Origin of the sequence: Desulfosarcina widdelii (genome assembly GCF_009688965.1) — a bacterium.
GTDB lineage: Bacteria > Desulfobacterota > Desulfobacteria > Desulfobacterales > Desulfosarcinaceae > Desulfosarcina > Desulfosarcina widdelii.
Genome location: NZ_AP021875.1, coordinates 1,570,429 through 1,589,809, shown reverse-complemented (window position 1 = coordinate 1,589,809; position 19,381 = coordinate 1,570,429). Strand labels below are relative to the sequence as shown.

The 19,381-nt window shown below is 55.3% G+C and carries 20 protein-coding genes; 6 read left to right on the top strand and 14 right to left on the bottom strand.

Features of this window, described 5'->3' with window-relative positions:
• Window positions 1-42: 42 nt before the first annotated feature.
• Genes GN111_RS07360 through GN111_RS07345 form a run of 4 tightly spaced genes read right to left on the bottom strand, consistent with a single transcriptional unit; the run spans window position 43 to window position 2,240 of the window.
• Window positions 43-579, bottom strand: a complete 537-nt coding sequence (locus GN111_RS07360) for a pilus assembly PilX family protein (RefSeq protein ID WP_155303137.1) — start codon at window positions 577-579, stop codon at window positions 43-45.
• A gap of 27 nt (window positions 580-606) precedes the next feature.
• A complete protein-coding gene (locus GN111_RS07355; protein WP_155303136.1) occupies window positions 607-1,212 on the bottom strand; it encodes a PilW family protein in 606 nt (201 codons plus the stop codon).
• Window positions 1,209-1,715: a type IV pilus modification PilV family protein gene (locus GN111_RS07350; protein WP_155303135.1), complete on the bottom strand. Its 507-nt coding sequence runs from the start codon at window positions 1,713-1,715 to the stop codon at window positions 1,209-1,211. Before GN111_RS07350 ends, GN111_RS07355 begins: the two co-directional genes overlap by 4 nt.
• An 18-nt stretch (window positions 1,716-1,733) precedes the next feature.
• On the bottom strand, window positions 1,734-2,240 hold the full coding sequence (locus tag GN111_RS07345; RefSeq protein ID WP_170302181.1) for a GspH/FimT family pseudopilin: 507 nt from the start codon (window positions 2,238-2,240) through the stop codon (window positions 1,734-1,736).
• A 951-nt stretch (window positions 2,241-3,191) separates the two neighbouring features.
• Here GN111_RS07345 and GN111_RS07340 point away from each other — a divergent pair.
• The 6 genes from GN111_RS07340 to GN111_RS07315 all read left to right on the top strand — a co-directional run bounded on the left by GN111_RS07340 (window position 3,192) and on the right by GN111_RS07315 (window position 10,654).
• Window positions 3,192-3,710 carry a GspH/FimT family pseudopilin gene (locus GN111_RS07340; RefSeq protein WP_155303134.1) on the top strand — a complete coding sequence of 173 codons (519 nt, stop codon included), beginning with the start codon at window positions 3,192-3,194 and terminating at the stop codon, window positions 3,708-3,710.
• A 23-nt stretch (window positions 3,711-3,733) separates the two neighbouring features.
• Window positions 3,734-4,393, top strand: coding sequence for a prepilin-type N-terminal cleavage/methylation domain-containing protein (locus GN111_RS07335; protein WP_155303133.1), 660 nt, complete (start codon window positions 3,734-3,736; stop codon window positions 4,391-4,393).
• A gap of 23 nt (window positions 4,394-4,416) precedes the next feature.
• Window positions 4,417-4,899 carry a prepilin-type N-terminal cleavage/methylation domain-containing protein gene (locus GN111_RS07330; RefSeq protein ID WP_155303132.1) on the top strand — a complete coding sequence of 161 codons (483 nt, stop codon included), beginning with the start codon at window positions 4,417-4,419 and terminating at the stop codon, window positions 4,897-4,899.
• 10 nt (window positions 4,900-4,909) lie between these two features.
• Window positions 4,910-5,500, top strand: coding sequence for a pilus assembly PilX N-terminal domain-containing protein (locus GN111_RS07325; RefSeq protein WP_155303131.1), 591 nt, complete (start codon window positions 4,910-4,912; stop codon window positions 5,498-5,500).
• Window positions 5,500-10,230 carry a pilus assembly protein gene (locus GN111_RS07320; protein WP_155303130.1) on the top strand — a complete coding sequence of 1,577 codons (4,731 nt, stop codon included), beginning with the start codon at window positions 5,500-5,502 and terminating at the stop codon, window positions 10,228-10,230. The genes GN111_RS07325 and GN111_RS07320 overlap by 1 nt, the downstream gene beginning before the upstream one ends.
• A 61-nt stretch (window positions 10,231-10,291) precedes the next feature.
• The gene (locus GN111_RS07315; RefSeq protein ID WP_155303129.1) at window positions 10,292-10,654 is read left to right on the top strand and encodes a hypothetical protein; all 363 of its coding nucleotides are present in this window, start codon (window positions 10,292-10,294) and stop codon (window positions 10,652-10,654) included.
• Between the two features lie 118 nt (window positions 10,655-10,772).
• Here the strand turns inward: GN111_RS07315 and GN111_RS07310 are convergent, their stop codons facing one another.
• The 10 genes from GN111_RS07310 to GN111_RS07265 form a co-directional block, all read right to left on the bottom strand.
• Window positions 10,773-11,123: a DsrE family protein gene (locus GN111_RS07310; RefSeq protein WP_155303128.1), complete on the bottom strand. Its 351-nt coding sequence runs from the start codon at window positions 11,121-11,123 to the stop codon at window positions 10,773-10,775.
• A 101-nt stretch (window positions 11,124-11,224) separates the two neighbouring features.
• Complete coding sequence (locus GN111_RS07305) at window positions 11,225-11,716, bottom strand: pyridoxamine 5'-phosphate oxidase family protein (protein WP_155303127.1); 492 nt, start codon at window positions 11,714-11,716, stop codon at window positions 11,225-11,227.
• 32 nt (window positions 11,717-11,748) lie between these two features.
• Window positions 11,749-12,969, bottom strand: a complete 1,221-nt coding sequence (locus GN111_RS07300; protein ID WP_155303126.1) for an aminotransferase class I/II-fold pyridoxal phosphate-dependent enzyme — start codon at window positions 12,967-12,969, stop codon at window positions 11,749-11,751.
• Window positions 12,970-13,014: 45 nt separating this feature from the next.
• Window positions 13,015-13,863, bottom strand: coding sequence for a molybdate ABC transporter substrate-binding protein (locus GN111_RS07295; protein WP_155303125.1), 849 nt, complete (start codon window positions 13,861-13,863; stop codon window positions 13,015-13,017).
• Window positions 13,864-13,897: 34 nt separating this feature from the next.
• Window positions 13,898-15,367: a dynamin family protein gene (locus GN111_RS07290; protein ID WP_155303124.1), complete on the bottom strand. Its 1,470-nt coding sequence runs from the start codon at window positions 15,365-15,367 to the stop codon at window positions 13,898-13,900.
• A gap of 160 nt (window positions 15,368-15,527) precedes the next feature.
• Window positions 15,528-15,911, bottom strand: coding sequence for a hypothetical protein (locus GN111_RS07285; protein WP_155303123.1), 384 nt, complete (start codon window positions 15,909-15,911; stop codon window positions 15,528-15,530).
• 15 nt (window positions 15,912-15,926) lie between these two features.
• The gene (locus tag GN111_RS07280; protein WP_155303122.1) at window positions 15,927-16,418 is read right to left on the bottom strand and encodes a hypothetical protein; all 492 of its coding nucleotides are present in this window, start codon (window positions 16,416-16,418) and stop codon (window positions 15,927-15,929) included.
• 134 nt (window positions 16,419-16,552) lie between these two features.
• Window positions 16,553-17,641 carry a GGDEF domain-containing protein gene (locus GN111_RS07275; RefSeq protein WP_155303121.1) on the bottom strand — a complete coding sequence of 363 codons (1,089 nt, stop codon included), beginning with the start codon at window positions 17,639-17,641 and terminating at the stop codon, window positions 16,553-16,555.
• Window positions 17,638-18,519 (bottom strand): flavodoxin family protein, encoded by an 882-nt coding sequence (locus GN111_RS07270; RefSeq protein ID WP_155303120.1) that lies wholly within the window; start codon window positions 18,517-18,519, stop codon window positions 17,638-17,640. The genes GN111_RS07275 and GN111_RS07270 overlap by 4 nt, the downstream gene beginning before the upstream one ends.
• The gene (locus tag GN111_RS07265; RefSeq protein WP_155303119.1) at window positions 18,519-19,370 is read right to left on the bottom strand and encodes an SPFH domain-containing protein; all 852 of its coding nucleotides are present in this window, start codon (window positions 19,368-19,370) and stop codon (window positions 18,519-18,521) included. The genes GN111_RS07270 and GN111_RS07265 overlap by 1 nt, the downstream gene beginning before the upstream one ends.
• Window positions 19,371-19,381 lie beyond the last annotated feature (11 nt).

Below are 19,381 nucleotides of genomic sequence, written 5' to 3'. Positions count from 1 at the left end.
GAAAGGGGGCTTACGATCCTTCCCGATTCAAGTGGCTGATGGTTAATACTTGTTGAAGACTTTCCACACCCCGGCCTGCACGATGGTGTTACCGCTACCGGATGTGGCGGTGAGGCTGTAGCGTCGGCTTTCGAAATATTTGAGGCTGTACCCCGATCCTTCCGGCGGGTTGCCAATGTGGGCCATGGCCGGCATCTCGTCGGCGACATTGTTGAAGATGGGGGTCACATCCCCGCTATTGTTGTTTTCGATGCAGCGGGCTCGAACGGTCGCCAGCGGGTTGCCGTGTTCGTCTTCTGCAATGGTGTCGAAGGTGCTGTTGGCCGCCGTCTGCGCCTCGGTCAGAAAGTCGTTGTCCAGCCAGTTGTTGTAATTGACGCGGGCATCGTTGAGCCCGCTCTCGGCCTCATAGAAGTCTATGGCCGCGATCTGCTCGTTTCTCACGATACCGGTTTCATTGTTGGAGATGGTAATGGCCACGACACCGGCCACCGTCAAGATGACCAGTGTCATGAGACTGAGAATGGAAACCATTCCGCTTTCATTGCCGATTGTTTTTTTTACCAGGGAATCGAACATGGTTTGCTCCCGTAATTGAGTGTGCGATTACGTATTTCTCAACCGTACCCGTTCGGTCAGGGTGCGGGCAACGGTCCCCGCCCGTCCCGCGGGCGCCTGGACCGTCATTTCGATTTGGATGCTGCGGATTTCGTCCGCCGTGGCTGTGACATTGCCGTCTTGGTCCAGGTAAACAAAACTCAGGTCGCTGACATTGTCCAGCAGGACAGCATTATTGGAATCGTCGAGGTCATTCGGGTCAGCGGGGTTGTCCAGACTTTGAATGAGTTGGCTTCCGTTGAGATGATACCTCACACGTTCGTTGTTGCCGGCCGTTACCGCCCCGTCGTAGTCCATGTCGGCGATGAATTCGATATCGGTGGCGCTCGATACGGTAAACCCACCGCCGGCCGTTCCAAGGGGGTCCAGGCCGGCGTGCTGGATGTCTTGACACATCAGCGCCAGCCCGGCGCGCAGGTCCTGCTGGACACTGGCCCGTGCAGTTTCCGTGGTGTAGGAGCGCGTAAGGACGGTGTACATTCCGACGACCGCCGCCATCAGGATCAGACTGGCAGCCATGGCGACGAGCAGTTCGACCATGGTAAATCCGCTGTTGTCGTGAAAAGCAATCGGTCTTCTTTTGTTTGTGATCATATTCCACCTCCCGTGGTGACCGAGGTGAGTGCCACCTGTCTAGTTCCGCCGCCCACAAAGGGAAAGGAGACGGTCACCGTTACCGTCCTGGCGAACGGGCTGGCCGTGTCGCCAACGTCGTCGTCATCGGTGTCTTCCAGGTAGTTGCCGACCGTCCAGGATCGGTTGTAGATCCCTCCGGGATTCCCATTTTCATCCAGTGGGTTGTTGGGATCATTGGTGGTAACTTCCGAGTCGGGGTCGGTGTCGTCAAGGGCGGCAGGGTTCAGCAACCCGTCGTCATCGTCGATGGCACTGTTTTTCAGGATTTCCATCTGCGCCTGGGCCAGGGCCGTGGCCTGGGTGTATGTGTTGCCGGTTTTGTTGTTGCGCACGACGGAAGTTTGCATCAGGGCGACAGCCAGCAAACCGATGGACAGAATCCCCATGCTGATCATGACTTCGATCAGAGTGAATCCCCGGTCGCTCCTGAAAAGTGAAGCACTGAATCGCGGTTTTTTCATTATCGCTCTCCAATAAGATTAGTTGACGGATATCCGACCCAGACGGTTGATTGCGATGGTATTCTGAAGATTCGCGCCGGTAACGACAACCTGTCCGACGGATGCCGCCGGGCATCTTCCCGTGCGGTCGAACAAAGTGCTGTTGCCGGCAAAGGTCGAGGCCGTGAGATTGATTGTCACGCCCGGTGCCAGTTCTCGGTCGCGCAGGGTTTTCTCGGTACCGTCCTGGGTGTCGTTGTTCATTCCGTCCGGAACTCCGTCGGCATCGGCATCGGCCGTGCCGTCACCATCGTCAATGTAAATCAGGTAGCCATCGGCGGAAAAATCGACAACAACGTTGCAGTTGTAGCGGACGGCAGACTGTTTGGCCATGGCGAGATCACCGGACAACGTGTTGACCACCCCTCTGTGGGCGGCGTTATTGCGCCAGGCGATCATATTCGGTATGGCAATGACCGCAAGAACGGCGAAAATTGCCACGGTAATGGCCAACTCCATCAGTGTAAATCCGGCGTTATCTTTCATTTCCATCCTCCATTGCTTTTAGGCAAAAGCTAAGCAAAGGTTATGCCAGCAAAGCCATAACTTGTTCCAAGACTTCAAAAGTGTGGTAATTCTCTTTTAAAACAGTAAGTAGCAGCGGCGGATGGTTAAAAGCCGAAAGCTTTTTTTCTCATTGAATTTGTTTTTCTCATGCTGATAGAGGAGAGATCTAAGATAATTTAATGGTTTTCGATTTCATGCGAGCCTTGAAGGATGGCATTGATTCTGAAGCGGCTGTATCGCTTCAATAAGGTTTGGTTGCTATGTGTTGGAGTTATTGGGGGCGCTAAAGATTTTTGTTGTTTCGGCCCAAGGGCAGTATTGGAGGGCTGGAAGACGTCACAAACACGTACCCGATGAAACGAAATTCTGTAAAGAGACTCGGATCGAGATGGTCTGTGAGGAGTCAATAACGATGCAATCCGCTGTATCCGCTGTTTTGCCATCATTCTTAATAAAAATTTAATATCAAGCCACAACTGACACACCTATTCGCAGGCGTGCCGTAAAAACCGATATTTCTATTAATTGGAAACGCAGCGATTGACTTAAGCACAAAAATTGCATAACTGACTATAAAATTGAGCTGATATGAAATGAACTGTCTAAAAGGTTGTAGCTTCCACATTCCCCACTGATTTCACGCTCCGTTCGTTTGCTCCACTTCTCCACAGTCGTTGCCGTCATTTGAAACAGCTATTAAATATTTTAATGGTTGGGTCGGTTATTTGTTTTTTTTTGATTGAAGAGGATGGATTATCGGCTATTGCGGACGAATATAATTCAGTGAGACCATAGAAATAAAATTTAATAAAACGGGTTGTTAAGTAAATATAGCGATGATGACAAGGACGTTTTTAAAGGTTCATGGCGCGTGATTTGCTTAAAAATGGGAACTAATTACCAAATCATTAAATAATTTTGGAGGGAACGATGCGCAGGAATGCGGGATTCAGTATTTATGAACTTATGGTGGTCATCGCAATTATCGCCGTGCTGTCCGCCATTGCCGTTCCCAACATGATCGCATGGCGCAACCGCGCCAAACTGGGCGACGGCGCTCGGGATCTTTATTCCGCCTTTCAGCTGGCAAAAGCCCGGGCCGCCAAGGAAAACGCCGATGTCACGCTCTCGTTTGCGCCCACCGGCGTCACGGATCGAGAGTATGCCCTGTTTATCGACGATGGGGCGGGGACCACCGACGATCTGGATGGCGACGGTGTGCTGGACGCCGCCGGCAACGGGATTATCGATGGTACGGAAACCGTTTTTCGTACGGATCGAATTCCAGCCGGGGTGAGCATCGATTCCACCACGTTTGGTAATAATTCTGTAACTTTTAGCGGCAGCGGGCTTCCCGATGGCATAGGCAGAGTAGACATCGTCAATTCGGCGGGAGAGGAACGGAGCCTTGTGTTAAGTCTGGCCGGGAGAGTTCGGGTCGAGTACTAGCCATCATCGAGAGGGTGATCGAAATGACCGCATATATAAAAAATAATAGAGGGTTTACGCTGATCGAACTGATGGTGGCCATGGCCATCGCCGGTATTGTCATGGCGGCCATCGTTGCCACCTACCAGAACCAGATGCGAACGCATCTGACCCAGCAAAGCATCGTCGACATGCACCAGAATGCCCGGGCGGCCATGCATCTGATGAAATCGGAGATCCAGATGGCGGGATACGACCCCACCGCATCGGCTGACGCAACGGTACTGACGGCCACGGCCAGTGACTTCCGTTTTCAGATCGATGCCGATGAAGATGGTGCGATTGCCGGCGGTAACGAAGATATCCGCTATGCCCTGAGCGGCACGAACTTGGGGCGCGAGACCGGCGGAGCCGGGGGACTCCAACCGGTTGCAGAGAACATTGACGCTCTGCAGTTTATCTACTTCGACGAGAACCTGAGCCGGTTTACGCCCACAGCGGGCAACCAGTCGGAACTGGATCGTGTGCGTATGGTCCAGGTGACCCTCGTTGCCCGGTCGGACGACCCGGTCATGGCATTTAAACAGGTGAACGACGAGACCTACACCAACCAATTCGGAGAAACTGTTCTGGCGGCGCCCAACGACACCTCCAGAAGGGCGCTTTTAAGCACCAACATCTGGTGCCGGAACATGGGAATGTGAGCATTGGCGGGTAAGGAGAACACATGAAAAAAAAAAGGATGTTCAAGAATCTGTATGACGACAATGGCGGCTTTACCCTGATCGAGGTGCTGATTGCCCTGGCCATTTTCAGCGTCGGATTTATGGCCGTGGGCCTGATGCAGCTCGAAAGCGCCAGAGGCAACCGCAGGGCCCAGAGCGTTACCTACAGCTCCGAATGGGCACTGGATCGGGTCGAGACCCTGCTTCCTCAGGGAATGATGAGCACAACCGCCTACGATGCCGTCGCTTCGGCAGCCCCTGCCCAGGATGTCGACGGCATCGACAACAACTACAATGGTACCGTGGACGAAGCCGGGGAAAACGGGCCGCTGTCGATCTCCTGGACGGTCAACGAGGTGGACCTGCAACCCAGTATCGGAACGGATATTTACAATTACAAGATAATTACCGTTACCGTAACCAAAACACTGGGAGGCGAAACTCGAACCATCAGCCTTCAGAACCGCATTCCCAAGATCGTTTAAGGAGACGGCGATGTACGAATCAGCCAGAAAAATACTGTCCGACGAAAGCGGCTCGGTGATCATTATGGCGGTCCTGATCCTGATTACCCTCACGATCATGGGCATTTGGGCCTCGAACACCACTGTCATCGAATATCAGATTGCGTCCAACGACCAGTTTCACAAGATCGCCTATACCAATGCGGACAGCGGTGTGTACGTCACCCCGAAACTGGTATCCAAGGCAATCAATGAAAGCACTCCCCAGGATGCAACGGTGATGGGGTTATTCGGATTCGCATTTGAAAACAGCACCGACGAAAACGCCCTCTATGACCAGATCCTCGGATACGCGAACTGGGACAACGGAATCACCGATATCAGCATGACCAGTAATGTTTACAACGATACCATCGAGGTCGACATCCGGCGCACCCGCCAGCAGCTCGTTGCCGGCGGCGGCGTCGAATTCGCCAGCGGTGCCGAGGGTGTCGGTGTCGGCTCCACCGGCGGCGTCAACATATTCTATACGCTGGACTCCATCGGCCCCGGGCCCCGCCAGAGCGTGGCCAATGTTCGGGCCGAGTATCGCAAGGTGCTGGGACTCCCGGGAGGTTTATAATGAATAAGGATCGGATCTATCAATTATTAATTTACGTAATTTTGCTCACCAGTGGTCTGGGGGTATCGATTGCCCATGCCGCCGAACCGGCCATCGCCAACTACACCTCCTATCCGCTGTTCATGTCCAGCGAGGTGGCGCCCAATATCATGATCATCATGGACAATTCGGGAAGCATGAACTACCCGGCCTACGGAGAATTTCAGGGTGCCGGCAACTTGGTCACCGGCGACAATTACGCCTGCGGCAACATCGATGTCCCAATATCGCAGAGCAAAGACGATGCCGAAGAATACTCTGGATCCGGAAATGCGACATACTATTACGACTCCGATCTGGACCTGGGCAACCATAATCTTACCTATTCCAGTGACCCTCTCGTTTACGACACGGGCTATACCTCCTCAGTTGTGGGGCTTCGGTTCACCGTGGGCATTCCTAAAAATGCGACCATTACGAAAGCCTACATCGAGTTCGAGGCCATAGAAAACAGTTCTTACACGATAACGGATACTACCACCGGGACGACTACCACTTTCGGTACACCGCCGGCAGATACGGATTTTGTTATCGCCGTCGAAGACACGGACGACGCTGTAATCTACGACAACTCTGCCAACAATATTGTGAGCCGGGATTACGCTGCGTCGGTTGCCTGGAACGATGTGCCCCACTGGACCGCGGGAACCAAATACCAGACACCGGAGCTCAAAGCCCTCATACAGCAGATCGTCGATCGAGCCGGATGGGTGCCTGGGTCTTCCATTGCCTTCAAAATCACCGGCACGGGCAGACGCGACGCCCGGTCGTACGACAATGGCGATCACACCCACGGTCCGGTCCTGCACGTGGAGTTCTCCGGCTGCCAGCAATACTACGGCTACTTCGATCCGACGTCGAACTACACATATGCCAGCAGCATTTTTTCGCGGGATGCCAATGGCGCCTGGAGTGGCAATTTCCTCAACTGGCTCACTATGCGCCGGATCGACGTGGGCCGCAAGGTGCTGATGGGCGGGCTGGCCAATCCGCGTACCACCACCGGCACCCAGAAACTCACCGGTGAGAATTCGCCGTCCAACCGCGCCTATGAGAAAGAATATGACGGCAGCGGGACCACGGAAATCACCCCTTTCACCAGCGGCAACTATACGTATGATGTGGACGGAGGAAATTTTACCGTCTACAACGGCTCAGGCGTCAGTCAGGGAACATACTCTATCGTCGTGGAGAAGATCGCCACCGAGGAACCCAACGACTTTGCCGACCTGGACGGCAACGGTTTAACTACCGTTGGCGTACTGCAGCGCTACGGAGATGCGGCCCGCTGGGGCAACCTGTGGTTCAACAACAACGGAGCGGACACCGTAAACAACGGCAACGGCGGCGTGATTTCAAATCCCATGGCTGATGGTGTTTCCGAAAACTTTCTCAACGACTTCCAGAATACGGCGGCCGATACGTGGACGCCCCTGGCCGAAACGGTTTACACGGCGGTGAAATACTTCAAGCAGGAGGCCATCGACGGCACCCTGAACTACTCCAACAACGCGGGGACCACACTCAACGATCCTTTTGATGGATCGGCCTACTGCGCCAAGAATTTCGTGTTGCTGATCACCGACGGGGCCTCCACCATGGATGGCATCCTGCCGTCCGATGTCAAGGACTATGCCGATGCCAGCCAAAGCGGCAACGCGGCCACAAACGACTTCCTCACATCCACTGCCAATACAACGACTTGCAGCGAGTCATATCCTTACGGCGGCTGTGAATACAGCTCGGCGGGCACCGACTACCTCAAGGACGTGGCCCTGTGGGCCCGCACCCACGACATCCGCACGGACATCCAGGACGATCAGAGCATCGTTTTGTACACAGTTTATGCTTTCGGGCAGGAAGACAATGCACGCGAACTGCTCAAGCAGGCGGCCAAGAACGGCGGTTTCATCGACCGCGACGGCGACGGCCTGCCCAGCGGCCTGGTGACGGATAGTCCAGAAAATCGCCTGGAGTGGGACGAAGACAGCGACGGCCTGCCTGACACATATTTCGAGGCCTCGGACGGCGCCAAGCTTCAAGCCGCCCTGGGAAAGGCCATACGAGACATTCTCGAGCGCTCGGCCTCCGGTACCGCGGCATCGGTGCTGGCCACCAACAGCGAAGGCGAGGGCAACCTGGTGCAGGCCTATTTTCGTCCTTCCTTTTCCACCACTATCGACAACAATTCCAACCCGGTCAAGGTGACTTGGAGCGGCTACCTGCAGTCCTTGTGGGTGGACGCTTGCGGCAACCTGCGCGAGGACGCCAACGGAAACCAGACACTGGATATAGAAGGGAACGACATCGATCCGATTATCGAGTACGTCTTCGATGATGCCACCTCCAACACCAAGATCCGTCGCTACAAGGCCCATCCCAATCATGATGACCCGTACTATTGCGACTATTCGGGTACACCGGACGACTACTGCACGGCCAACGGCATCGCAGCCGCATCCTGCTACGAAGAGGTGCCCCTGGATGCGATCAGCCCCTTGTTCGAAGCCGGCCGTCTGCTGGCCCTGGCAGAACCCGAGGAACGCAAAATTTTTACTTACATCGATGACGATTCGGATGGCGTCGTGGACGAGACCGCCTACGATGCCTTCGATTCATCGGACGAAGTGATCTCCTTTTCCAAGAACAATGTGTCGGCGTTAACGCCTTACCTCGGGGTGATCAACGGTTCCAGCGCCGACGGCTTCGATTATCTGGGAGCGGACCATGCCAGCCGGGTGGACAATCTGATCGATTACATCCGCGGGGTGGACTTTTTCGACGGTTATCACAATCCGACCATGCGCAACCGGACCACCAACGAGATCGACGGCAGCGACCATGTCTGGAAACTGGGCGATATCGTCCACTCCACACCGGTCAGCGTTTCCAAACCCACGGACAATTACCACATCATCTACTCCGATCAATCCTATCAGAATTATTACAATGCCGTTAAAAGCAGGGAAACCGTGGTCTATGTCGGGGCCAACGACGGTATGCTGCACGCCTTTACATCCGGTACATATAACAGTGCAAATGGGCAGTACACCGATCCGGCCGACATGACGGTTTCGGTTGCCGACGCCACCGGTACGGTCAACCTAACCGTCGACATGTCGCTGGGGTCGGAGCTGTGGGCCTACATTCCCCAGACCCTGCTGCCGCACCTGAAATTTCTGGCCGATCCCGATTACACCCATGTGTACTATGTGGATATGAAGCCCAAGGTATTCGATGCCAAGATCCTGCCGGATAATACCCACTACACCGATGCTGACACGGACCCCAATTGGGGCACGTTTATCATCGTAGGCCTGAATCTGGGCGGCAAACGCATCTGGACCAACGAATTCGATACAAGCGGAGACGGGACCGTCGATGCCAGCGACTCGCCCCGATACTTCGATCCGACCTATATCTGTATGGACATCACCGAGCCCCGCAACCCCGTCCTCATTTGGGAGAGAAGCTATTCCGGACTCAATTTGAGCCAGTCCAGCCCCGCCATCGTCAAAGTGGGGGAAGAGTGGTTCGCCGTGTTCGGCTCCGGCCCCACGACATATGACGGAACCAGCACGGAAACCGGAAAAATATTCGTTGTCGATCTGAAAACCGGGGCGCCCTATACCAATGGAAGCGATGACTGGCTGTTCGAACTGGGCGAGGACTTTGCCTTCATGAGTTCGCCCACATCCTTGGACAAAAACCTGAACTACAATGTCGATGCTATCTACATTGGGGAGACCTATTGCCAGAGCGCCGATTGTATCAGCCCCAAACAATTCGAAGGGAAAATCTATAAAATCCCCGTCTACTGCGACCCGTGCGACTGGAATACCACCCTGAGCAATCCCGATCCCGTGTATGAGGACGACCCCACTCTATGGCTTTCGCCAACGGTGCTCTACGAGGCCACGGCCCCGTTTACGGCCCCTACGGCGCTCAGTGTGGATTCGGATGAAAATGGATGGGTCTACGTCGGCACCGGCCGCTATTTGAGGGAGGCGGACAAAACGACCCAGAACCAGGAATACATGCTCGGAATCAAGGATCCCTTCTACAATGAAGATTACAATGGTACCTATTACCATAATTTCGCCTCGTCCAAGACCCTGACCAGCAACAACCTGTTCGATGCCAGTGACATCGCCGTAACCACCGCCGGGTACGCCTTTATCGAAAGCACTGGTGGTCCCTATGGCGGCAACCTGTCCAGCGCCGGCTTCAGCAACGTGGTCGACGATGCCGGTGCCATGGACGGGTGGATCCGGGAACTGGAGGTGTCCGCCGGACCCTCGGAACGGGTGGTTTCTAAAAGTTCGGTTCTGGGAGGCATCGTGCTGACCCCTACATTCACGCCCAATGGCGATGTCTGCGGTTTTGGCGGAACGACCAGCTTCTACGGGCTGTATTATGAAACCGGCACGGGATACACCAAGCATGTCTTTGAATGGGACGGTTCGACCATCACTTACGGTTCGAAAGACTACGAGAAGGTCAATGTCAAGCTCAGTACCGCCAGCATCGGCGCGCCGCCTCCGGCTGTCGGTATCCATGTCGGCCGGCAAGGCGGCACCACAGGGGCTAGGGCGTTTTTACAGCTCAGCACCGGTGAAATCGCCGATATCGACATTGATACGGCGTTGCCCCTGAAAAGTGCACTGACCAACTGGATCCTCAATCCGTAAACAGGGCATTCGACCGATAGAACACGCGATTGCGATGAAACCATTTAAAAAGGAGTATTCCATGGGACACGATAAAAGGAGCCAGATCCGATCGAAAGCCGGGCCATGGCTGCTCATCTTTGTTTTTCTCTTTGTCTTTCAGGCTATGAATATTGGTGAGGCCATGGCAAAGACGGCAACCATGGTGATCACCGAGACGACCGAGGACAATTTCACGAGCGATGCCGGGATTATTCTCCTTACCGAGAAGACGGTTTTAGTGGATACGGAAGGGAATGTTTCGGATCTTCGATATATCCGTCTGCCATGCCGGGCCGAGGTTGCCTATGAGACAACGGAGTCGGGGACGTCGGTGGCACGTAAGATAACGGTACTCGAAACGCTGAGAAGAAAGCAGGACAAGGACCCATACCTGCCCGAATAGGTGAAGATTGATTCGGGCAGGTTGGCCGACGCGTTGATGAGAATTGCCGATTCGATAGAAACGTTTTGCCGTCATCCGCGCAAGGGAGGGCGGCATTTCTTATTACGATGGGCACTATCTAGAAGTTGAAGACCTTGGCCTCCGTCGCCATATCGATCAGATGCGGGCCGCCGTCCAACTGCATGTTGGAGAAGAATTTGGCTTCGTCCATATTCCGGTTTTTCGCGCATGGCGTGCAGATACCGATTTTGATTTCGTTTTCCACGATGTAAGGTAAGTAGTCGTTGGGGCAGTCTCCGGTGACGGTTTTCGTGTCGAAGTCGCGCTTCTTGTTGGCCCAGGCGACCCCCCCGTCAATGAAGAACATGTCCACATGGTGCCCCTTGGAATGGGCGATTTTGGCAAATTGACAGCAGCGGGTCAGGGCTTCGTTGTCATCCTTGCTCAGCACGAACAGAAAATTGGACATTTCCGACTCCTTTCTCCTTGAGCATTTTGCTCAATCCGGTTGATGTTGCATCGCAGAGACCGTTTCTTACACGCTTTTTCTCATCCATTTCTCGTGTTCAATTATGGCGCCTGCGTTTTCCATGCGATTTTTTGGCGGTTACCGAACCCGTAGCGGTTGTCCACGTAATACACCTCCGTGGGCATGAAGGCAAAAAGTTTCACCTTGAAGCGGTCGAAAAAAGTTTTCGGGTCCGGTTTCCGAATAGCTGGAAAAAAATCCCGTGTAAAGGGAAAGCGCTTCAAATAGGCGGAAATCACTTTCAGCGACAGGGCCGGATCGCCGATCCGATCCATCCTCCCCTCCATCTGAATGCCCCGGATCGCCTGCCAGGAATCGGCCCGACAGAACAGGGAGGCGGATGCCTTGCCGGATCGTATGGCTTGCTGGATATGGCGGCTTTGGTACGAAGAAAAGAAATAAAAACCGCCGCCCAGGCAAACGAAATAGACCGGTGCGGACCATGGGCCGGTATCGTCGCAGGTGGCCAGGGTCAGAACGGATTCGCTTCGAATCAGGTCCAGGGCATCTTTTTGCGGATCTTCGGGCGGCATCGTTTTTTCTGCGGCAAACGCTCCTTCCAATTTTATACCAGTCCCACGCCCCTTGCCGCCCGCTCCATCTGCTCAATGCGTTTTTCCAGGCTGCCCGTATAGCCCATGGACAGGCGAACCAGGCCCGGCGAAAGCCCCATTTTTTTCTGATCCTCCGAGCTGATTTCCGAAGAGGTGCTCACGCCGGAGCAGGACATCAGCGTGTCGAAATACCCAAGAGAGACGGCAATGTATCCGAAATCCTCCTTGTTCTGAAGTTGATCGAGGAGGGCGTCGGCCCGTTCTCGACTTTTGCAGTCGATGGTGAACATGCCGCCATAGCCATAGCCTTTGTTAAACAAAGCGGTGGCCAGATCGTGTTGTCCAAAGGATTTCAGACCCGGGTAGGTGACGACCGCCCCCAACTGCTCCAGACGTTGGCAAATAGCCAGCGCCCGTCGGGAGTGTTCGCGCATGCGAAGGGCCAGATGGGGCAGACGCTGGACGATGTCGTAGGCCATGCGTGGATCCATGGTCGGTCCCAGCAGCATGACCCTGCCCGTATGCAGATCCATAAGGTCGTGGACCATGGCTTTGGAGGTGCAGATCGCGCCGGCAATCAGGTCGCTGGCACCGTTGATGTATTTGGTCATGGAATAAACCACCACATCGGCCCCCAGTTGCAGCGGCGAGACCACCATGGGTGTGAAGGTGTTGTCGACGACCAACGACAGATCGTTCGATTTGGCGATTTTCGCCAGGGCCGGAATGTCAGCGATCTTCAAGGTCGGGTTGGCCACCGTTTCCGTATACAGTACCCGGGTTTGCGGAGTGATCGCCTGCTTAAAAGCCACCGGGTCGGTGGGGTCCACAAAAGTGGTGGTAATGCCGAACTGCGGCAGCAGGTCGTTCAACAGTGCGTGGGTGCCGCCGTAGACGGTATCGCTGGAGACGATGTGGTCGCCGCTTTTGCACAGTTGGAGCAGGGTACAGGAGATGGCCGACATGCCGCTGCCGGTACACACGGCAAACTCGCTGCCTTCCATGGCCGAGAGGTAGCGGGCCAGAATGTCCACCGTGGGATTGAAATGCCGGCTGTAGAGAAAACAGCCGCCTTTTTCCGGCCCCCGGATGCCGCCGAAAATTTCCGGCATGGTTTCGGGGTCGAGGACGGTAAAGGTCGACGACCGGGAAATCGAAGGCGTCACACCGCCGTGCTCGCCGAACTCCCTGCGGGTTTCGCACAAGGATTGCTCTGGATTGAAATCCATCATGCTGCACCTCCTTTTTTTATCGGATGTCCTGAAAAACGGATCGATTCATCCGCTTGGAGCGATAAACCCGTATTGCTCGTAAATGGTGCGGGCGCGGCGGGTCGCCATGAATTGGAGGAACGTCTCCGCATTTTCCGGATTGGGTGATCGGGTCAGCTTGCATATATAGTAATTGATGTGTTGGCGCTGATCAAGGCGCGGACCGGGATCGACCATCTCGACGGGCAGTTTCCGGTCCAGGGCGTAAGCCGCTTCCGTGGCCCAGACCGGACCGACGTCGACAGTCCTTTTTCCCAGCCGCAGGGGCGTTTCGCGATGATGGACCACGGTCATGATGGTCGTTCCCAGGGCGCGTTTTTCATCCATGATCCGCCGAACAAGGGCATCCCCGCCGGCATCCCGGTACATCTCCATGATCGGAAAGGCGATGTCCTCGTTCAGGGGATCGGGCTGCGAAATGCGAATATTTTCCTTGGCCAGGTCGGCAACCGTGGCGATGGCTGCAGGATTGCCGGATGGGACCAGCAGCACCAGGCGGTTGTGCAGGTAAAGGCGGTGGCTGCCCGGCTCAATTTTACCGGCCCAAGCCAGTTGTTCCATGGCGCTCTCACTGACCGAGGTGTAGATGTCCGCCGATGCATCGATGCGTTGCCCCCGAAAAGTGGCTCCCCCGGCCATAATCTGTTTCAATTGCAGGCCCGGCGGCAGGGTCTGGTAATAGATGCGTTGGATGTGAGGATGTTGCTGCTTGAAAGCTGTGATCAATGCTTCCATGACCATGAACTGATTGCCGGCCATGAAAAGATTCAACTGGCTGTCTAAGGGCGCTTGAGGGGGATGAAGATCGTCTTCACGCGAATCGGGAATGATCGGCAGGCCGGCTTTTTCATTCATGACGGGCCCCTATGCAGATGACGGAACGACATCCTTACTTCTCATCGGTTTTTCCGTCCGTATTGGCCCAGTAAGGCACGGGACCGGGGCCCTCCCCGAACCAGGCATCGTCTTCCGGAGCCAGCCCGGCCAGTTCCTTTAAAGCCTCGCGGATTTCCTTGGAGCCCCTGTCGTGGATCTGCTTGACGGTGGCATGTTCCCCCAGCACTTGGGAGAGGGAATAGGAACCATTGCTTTCCTTCAGATTGACGTAGAGCAGGTCGCGGATCGCTGCCCAACTGTCCCGGCGCGTCTGGTTCGAAAGAGGCGTCAATTTGTCCAATTGCCGCAGCCATTTTTTAAGAAAGCGGGAATAGAGGAATTTTTGCACCAGGGTCAGCCAGAAAACGAGAATGATGGTGCTCAGCAATCCGGCACCGGCGATCTGCAGGGTCGGATCCAGACCGCCGATGGGCGGCAGCATCATCAATCCCATCCAGCCTGCCGCGCCTCCCACGAGGGATGCCAGCAGCCCGGTGAAAAAGAATTTGAGCCGGAACATCCGTGCCTTGCGGCGGTAACTGATCATTCCTTCCAGCAGGTGGCATAACCGCTCCCCATGGGTCTCCACGAAGGAGGCCAGATTGTCCAGCCGGTGGCAGGGCGCCTGGAGTACGGCTTTTTTCAATTCCTCGCGCTGGTTTTCCAGATAGTGAAGATAGGCGGCCTGGGGGTCCTCCGTGCGGCCGCTTTTCTCGGCCGCGTTGGCGGAATAGGTCAGACGGATCATGGGGATGTCCTTGCGACCGGTAATCTGGGAAAGATTCCAGCACAGGGTCCCGTAGACCCGCAGCAGATCGGTCATGGACGAACACTCGTCGATGCGGTTCAGTACGTACAGCACGCGGTCTTCGAATGTCTTGGACGGAAGCGTATCCCTCAGGCTGGTGTGGGCCTCGCGGACGGTGCCGGCCTTGTGGGGATCGAACAGCACCAGTACCAGATCGGCGATCTGGGCCAGATCTCCGATGACGTCCTGGTAATTGTACCCCCGATCCCTTTCGCTGATGCTGTCCAGCATGCCCGGCGTGTCGATGATAGCCAGGTTTTTCAGGAAAGGGGAGTTGACCTTTTTCAGTTTAAAGTGGGAGGTGAACCGTTGGCCGTGTTTTTTTAACGTTTCAAAGGGATATTCGGGATCGTTGAGCAGGAACTTGCCGTCCCGTTGATCGGTAACCCGGATCGCCCCGCCGTCGGTTTCGCTTTCATCGTAGGTGATAACGGTAAAAGAGTCGTCGGTGGGCGCCTGCCCGGTACCCTGGACTTTTGCTCCCAGAAACTCGTTAATCAGCGTGGATTTGCCGGAGGAATAGTTGCCCAGAACCAGAACCTGGGGCCGCCACTTGATGTTGGTCTCCAGCGGCACCTCGCTGTAACCGTAACGCATGGCCACCGGAGTGAGTTGTTCGGAAACCATTTCCAGCAGTTCGGTGCGCAGTGCGGTAATATAATTGTCACGGTACATGGATGTCTCCGGCCGGCGGATGCCGCTTGGGTTCATGCCTGTCGATCAACTGTGAAATTAGTGTAGGTATAAGGGTTTCCTGTAAACAAATCAAGCTTATAACGATACCGGACGGCACAGCTTGCATATCGGTAGCGCGTGTATGGGAGCGTCCTCTGAATCAGTGCCCGCCGCATCCGCATCCGCAATCGCTGCAACTGCCGCCGGACGCCATGGCTTTCACCACTTCTCGATCCTCGGGCTTGGTAATGCCTGTAACGGTCGCCATCAAACAGGTTGCCGTTGCAATGCCAATTTGTTCAAAAAGGGGCAGTTCGAGGTGACCGACGGTCTCACGATACCCGGCCGGTCCGATGTCCATCCGGACGTGATCGCCGACGGATTTGCCGAAAAGGACTTTTTCGAACGGCGTGATGCCATCGGCGCCGACACCGTAAATGAATTCGAAAACAGCCGCTTGATCGTTTGGCGTTGTTTTCCCTTCAGCCGTTATGTTCAGGGATACCTTCGTGAGGTTTTCTATGGTGGGTTTGGTTCGGGTCATGGGGTCCTCCGATGGTTATTTCCATAAGGTAACAAGGGCTGCAACCCAGTCCGTAAGGCGGTCGAACCAGTCTCGACGAATGGTGGCTGTGCCTGTGAGAACGTGCAGGGATTCCGAAGATGCAGGAGGTAGAACTTCGACTGTATCTTTTTCTCCGGATTCTTCAGCCACCGGAATTTCGGCATGCTGGGATTCGCGGGGAATTTCCACGGCTGTTTGCAGTGCGGGTTCCCGTGGAACTGCAGACGCAGAGAATTTCTGCCAACGTTCAAGGACATGTCCGGCCAATGCCGTTTTCCCGGCCTTTTTCAGGTTGGGCAGATTCCACAACAGGCTCGTGGCAGGATATCCCTGCCAGTCGGTTGGTCCGATGCGAACCCTGTCGACGGTGATCATTTTAAAAAAAGTATTAAGATCGTTCTCGGGCAGCGTCAAAAGATCTGCAGGGTTTCCAATATCGTTGAGCAGTTCCAAAAGGTGGTCGATATATCGATCAGTCGCGAGCATGTAGCGATAGCCTCCTTTTTCGGTTCAACCAAATTAAACTGGCGATAAGATAAGCGATAATTCTGGTATGTAAACCGGTACGGCCGGAAAGATGGGTTGCGGTTCATGCCGCACAGCAGCAATGGGGGATAGAATCAGTTTTCTGCCACCACCCGGTTTTTGCCGGCCTCTTTGGCTTTATACAGGCACCGGTCGGCCCGCTCCACAAGTGTTTTTACCGTGTCGTCCTTGCGATAGGCGCAAACGCCGATGCTGACGGTGATGGAGACAATATCGGCTTTCGGAGAGTCGTCGGCAGCATAGCGGGCGCCGGCGATGGTCTTGCAGAGATGTTTGGCTTTTTTCTTGGCGTTTCGCAAGGATGCACCGGGCAGGATGAGGGTGAACTCCTCCCCGCCATAGCGGGCCAGAAAATCACCGCTTCTCACCGAGGAGCGGCATTTTTCGGCAAAAGCCAACAGCATCCGATCTCCCACGGTATGACCGTAAGTGTCGTTGAGCTGTTTGAAATCGTCCAGGTCCATCATCAGCAGGGAAAAGGGCTGGCGGGATATGCTGTTGCGTTCCACCAGGCTTCGCAGGTACTCGTCCAGGGCCTTCCGGTTGTTCACGCCGGTGAGGCCGTCGGTATTGGCCGAATGTCTGGCCGCGTCCAGCTCTTTTTTCAGGTTGTCCACCTGGCTGGACAGCGCATCGAGGGTTTTCTGGTCCTGCCCCTCTTTCTTGCGGACCATGGCCCGCATGTTCTCCACTTCCCTAACCAGCTCGTTTTTTATGCGCTTGATGTCGTCGAGAAGCGTGATCTCCTCGAATCGTTCTCCCTGGCTCCGGATACTGCTGTAAAAATCACGGTTTTCGTTGTCCATGCCGGTCATTGCCGCTGTCATCAGATCGATGATTTCCCGGAATTCGGATTCGCGCTCGCCGATGTAGGTTTTTTGCCGCTGGATATGGTCCAGGATGCCGGACTTGTGGTGGTCGAACTGTGCGGCGATGGTTTTCGTCTTTTCTTCGACCCGGAATTTTTCCTGCAGGGCTGCAAGCTGGGTTTTGAATCGCTCCGAGTCGATTTCCGTGATATCAAGCGTGTACTCGCGCAGGAAAACAAACAGGGCGTTGACACATGCCAGCAGCATCTCGGCGCGTTGATTGGCTTCACCTGTTTCTTTCGCGGTTTGAGCCGGATCGGTGTCGTCGGGATTGGATTTGCCAAACAGTTTCATGGCGCGTCATCCTCATTTTGTCCGTGGGATGTTGTCGTTTGATGGGGCTTGACCCAGGAGCCTTCCTTCCGGTAGTCGACGGTAATGGGTTTCAGGGTCTTGCGAAGAGACATGAAGCGCTCTTTCATGCCGACGAGCCAGGCTTTGTGGTCCAGGACGTCCTGGCGGGTCAAAAAGAGTTGGTGGTCGGATTTTTCGATTTCCACTACAGCGGTGCCGTTTTCCATGCGGATGGTGCCGGCGTTGCTGCACAACATGCAGCGAACCCTGCCCGGACCCAGGAAGCGGAAGGTGTCGCCCCCGCACAGCGGACAGCAGGGCGCCGTCTTGGGGACCCTGGTGCCAAACAGGCTGCCCGCCAGGGATCGGGCGGCCGCACGGTTGTCTTCATTCAGGAAAATTTCGCCGGGCATGGCACCATATACCACCCGGGTTTGCCGGACGTCGGCCAGGACCATTTTTAAAAAGTTTTCGACGCCTAAAAGCGTACTGCCCTCCAGTCCGGGGACGCCGGCGATGGCGACGCCCACGGCCGGTTTGCCCCAGAGGCGGTCCAGGGCGCTATAAAAGGCCAGTCCGCGGTCCAGAAAACGCTTCAGCGAACTGTGGGCGCCCAGAAAATACGCGGGGGCTGCCAGAATGAGTGCATCCGCAGCAGCGATGGCATCCACGACAACGGAACAATCGTCGCCAATGGAGCAGGTACCGTCCTTGAACAGGCAGGCATAGCAGCCCCGGCACGGTTCGATCCGAAAATCGGTCAATCGCAAAAGACGCAATTCGCAGGGCTGGTCCAGGCCCCGAAAGACCTCTTTGACCATGATTTCGCAATTGCCCAGGCGCCGCGCCGAACCGACGATGCCAAGAACCTTTTTCATTATTTGGCCCCGCTCAGAATACCCCGGATGGCGGTGGGAATTTCGGCCGGCAGGAGGACCACCTTGGCGTTGTCCGAGGTGGACAGCCGCTTGATGGCATCCACATATTTTTCGCCGATCAGGTACATCACGGGGATCTCGTTGTCGCCGATGGCTTCAGAAACCTTCTGGATGGCCATCTGGCTGGCCTCGGCCAGCACCACCTTGGCCTTGGCATCGCGTTTGGAGGCTTCCAACCGTCCGTCGGCCTCGAGAACCGCGGCGGCTTTTTCCCCGTCGGCCCGGGTCACCGTGGCTCGTCTCTGGCGTTCGGCCGCGGCCTGTTCTTCCATCGCGGCCTGCATGGTCGGAGAGGGGTTGATGTCCTGGATTTCGACGGTTTTCATGGTGATGCCCCAGTCAGAGATGTCGTCGGATATGGCGCTCTTAAGCTTGGCCTTGATCTGGTCGCGGGAAGAGAGCGCGTCGTCCAGGTCCATCTCTCCGATGATGGAACGCAGCGATGTCTGCACCAGATTCTGAATGGCAATTTGGTAGTTCTCTACGCCGTAAACGGCCTTTTCCGGTGACACGATGTTGATGTAAGCCACGGCATTGGCGATAATTACGGCATTGTCACGGGTGATGACTTCCTGGGAAGGGATGTCCAGAACGATGTCCTTGGTGGTCACCTTGTAGGCCACCGAATCGATATAGGGGATGATGATGTTGAGGCCCGGACCGAGAGTCTTGTGATATTTGCCGAGCCGCTGGACCACATGCTTGCTGCCCTGGGGGACGATGCGAACGCCCAGAACAAGGGTAACGATCACCAGGACCACGAAAACGGCAACAACGATCAATCCTTCCATGTTATCCTCCA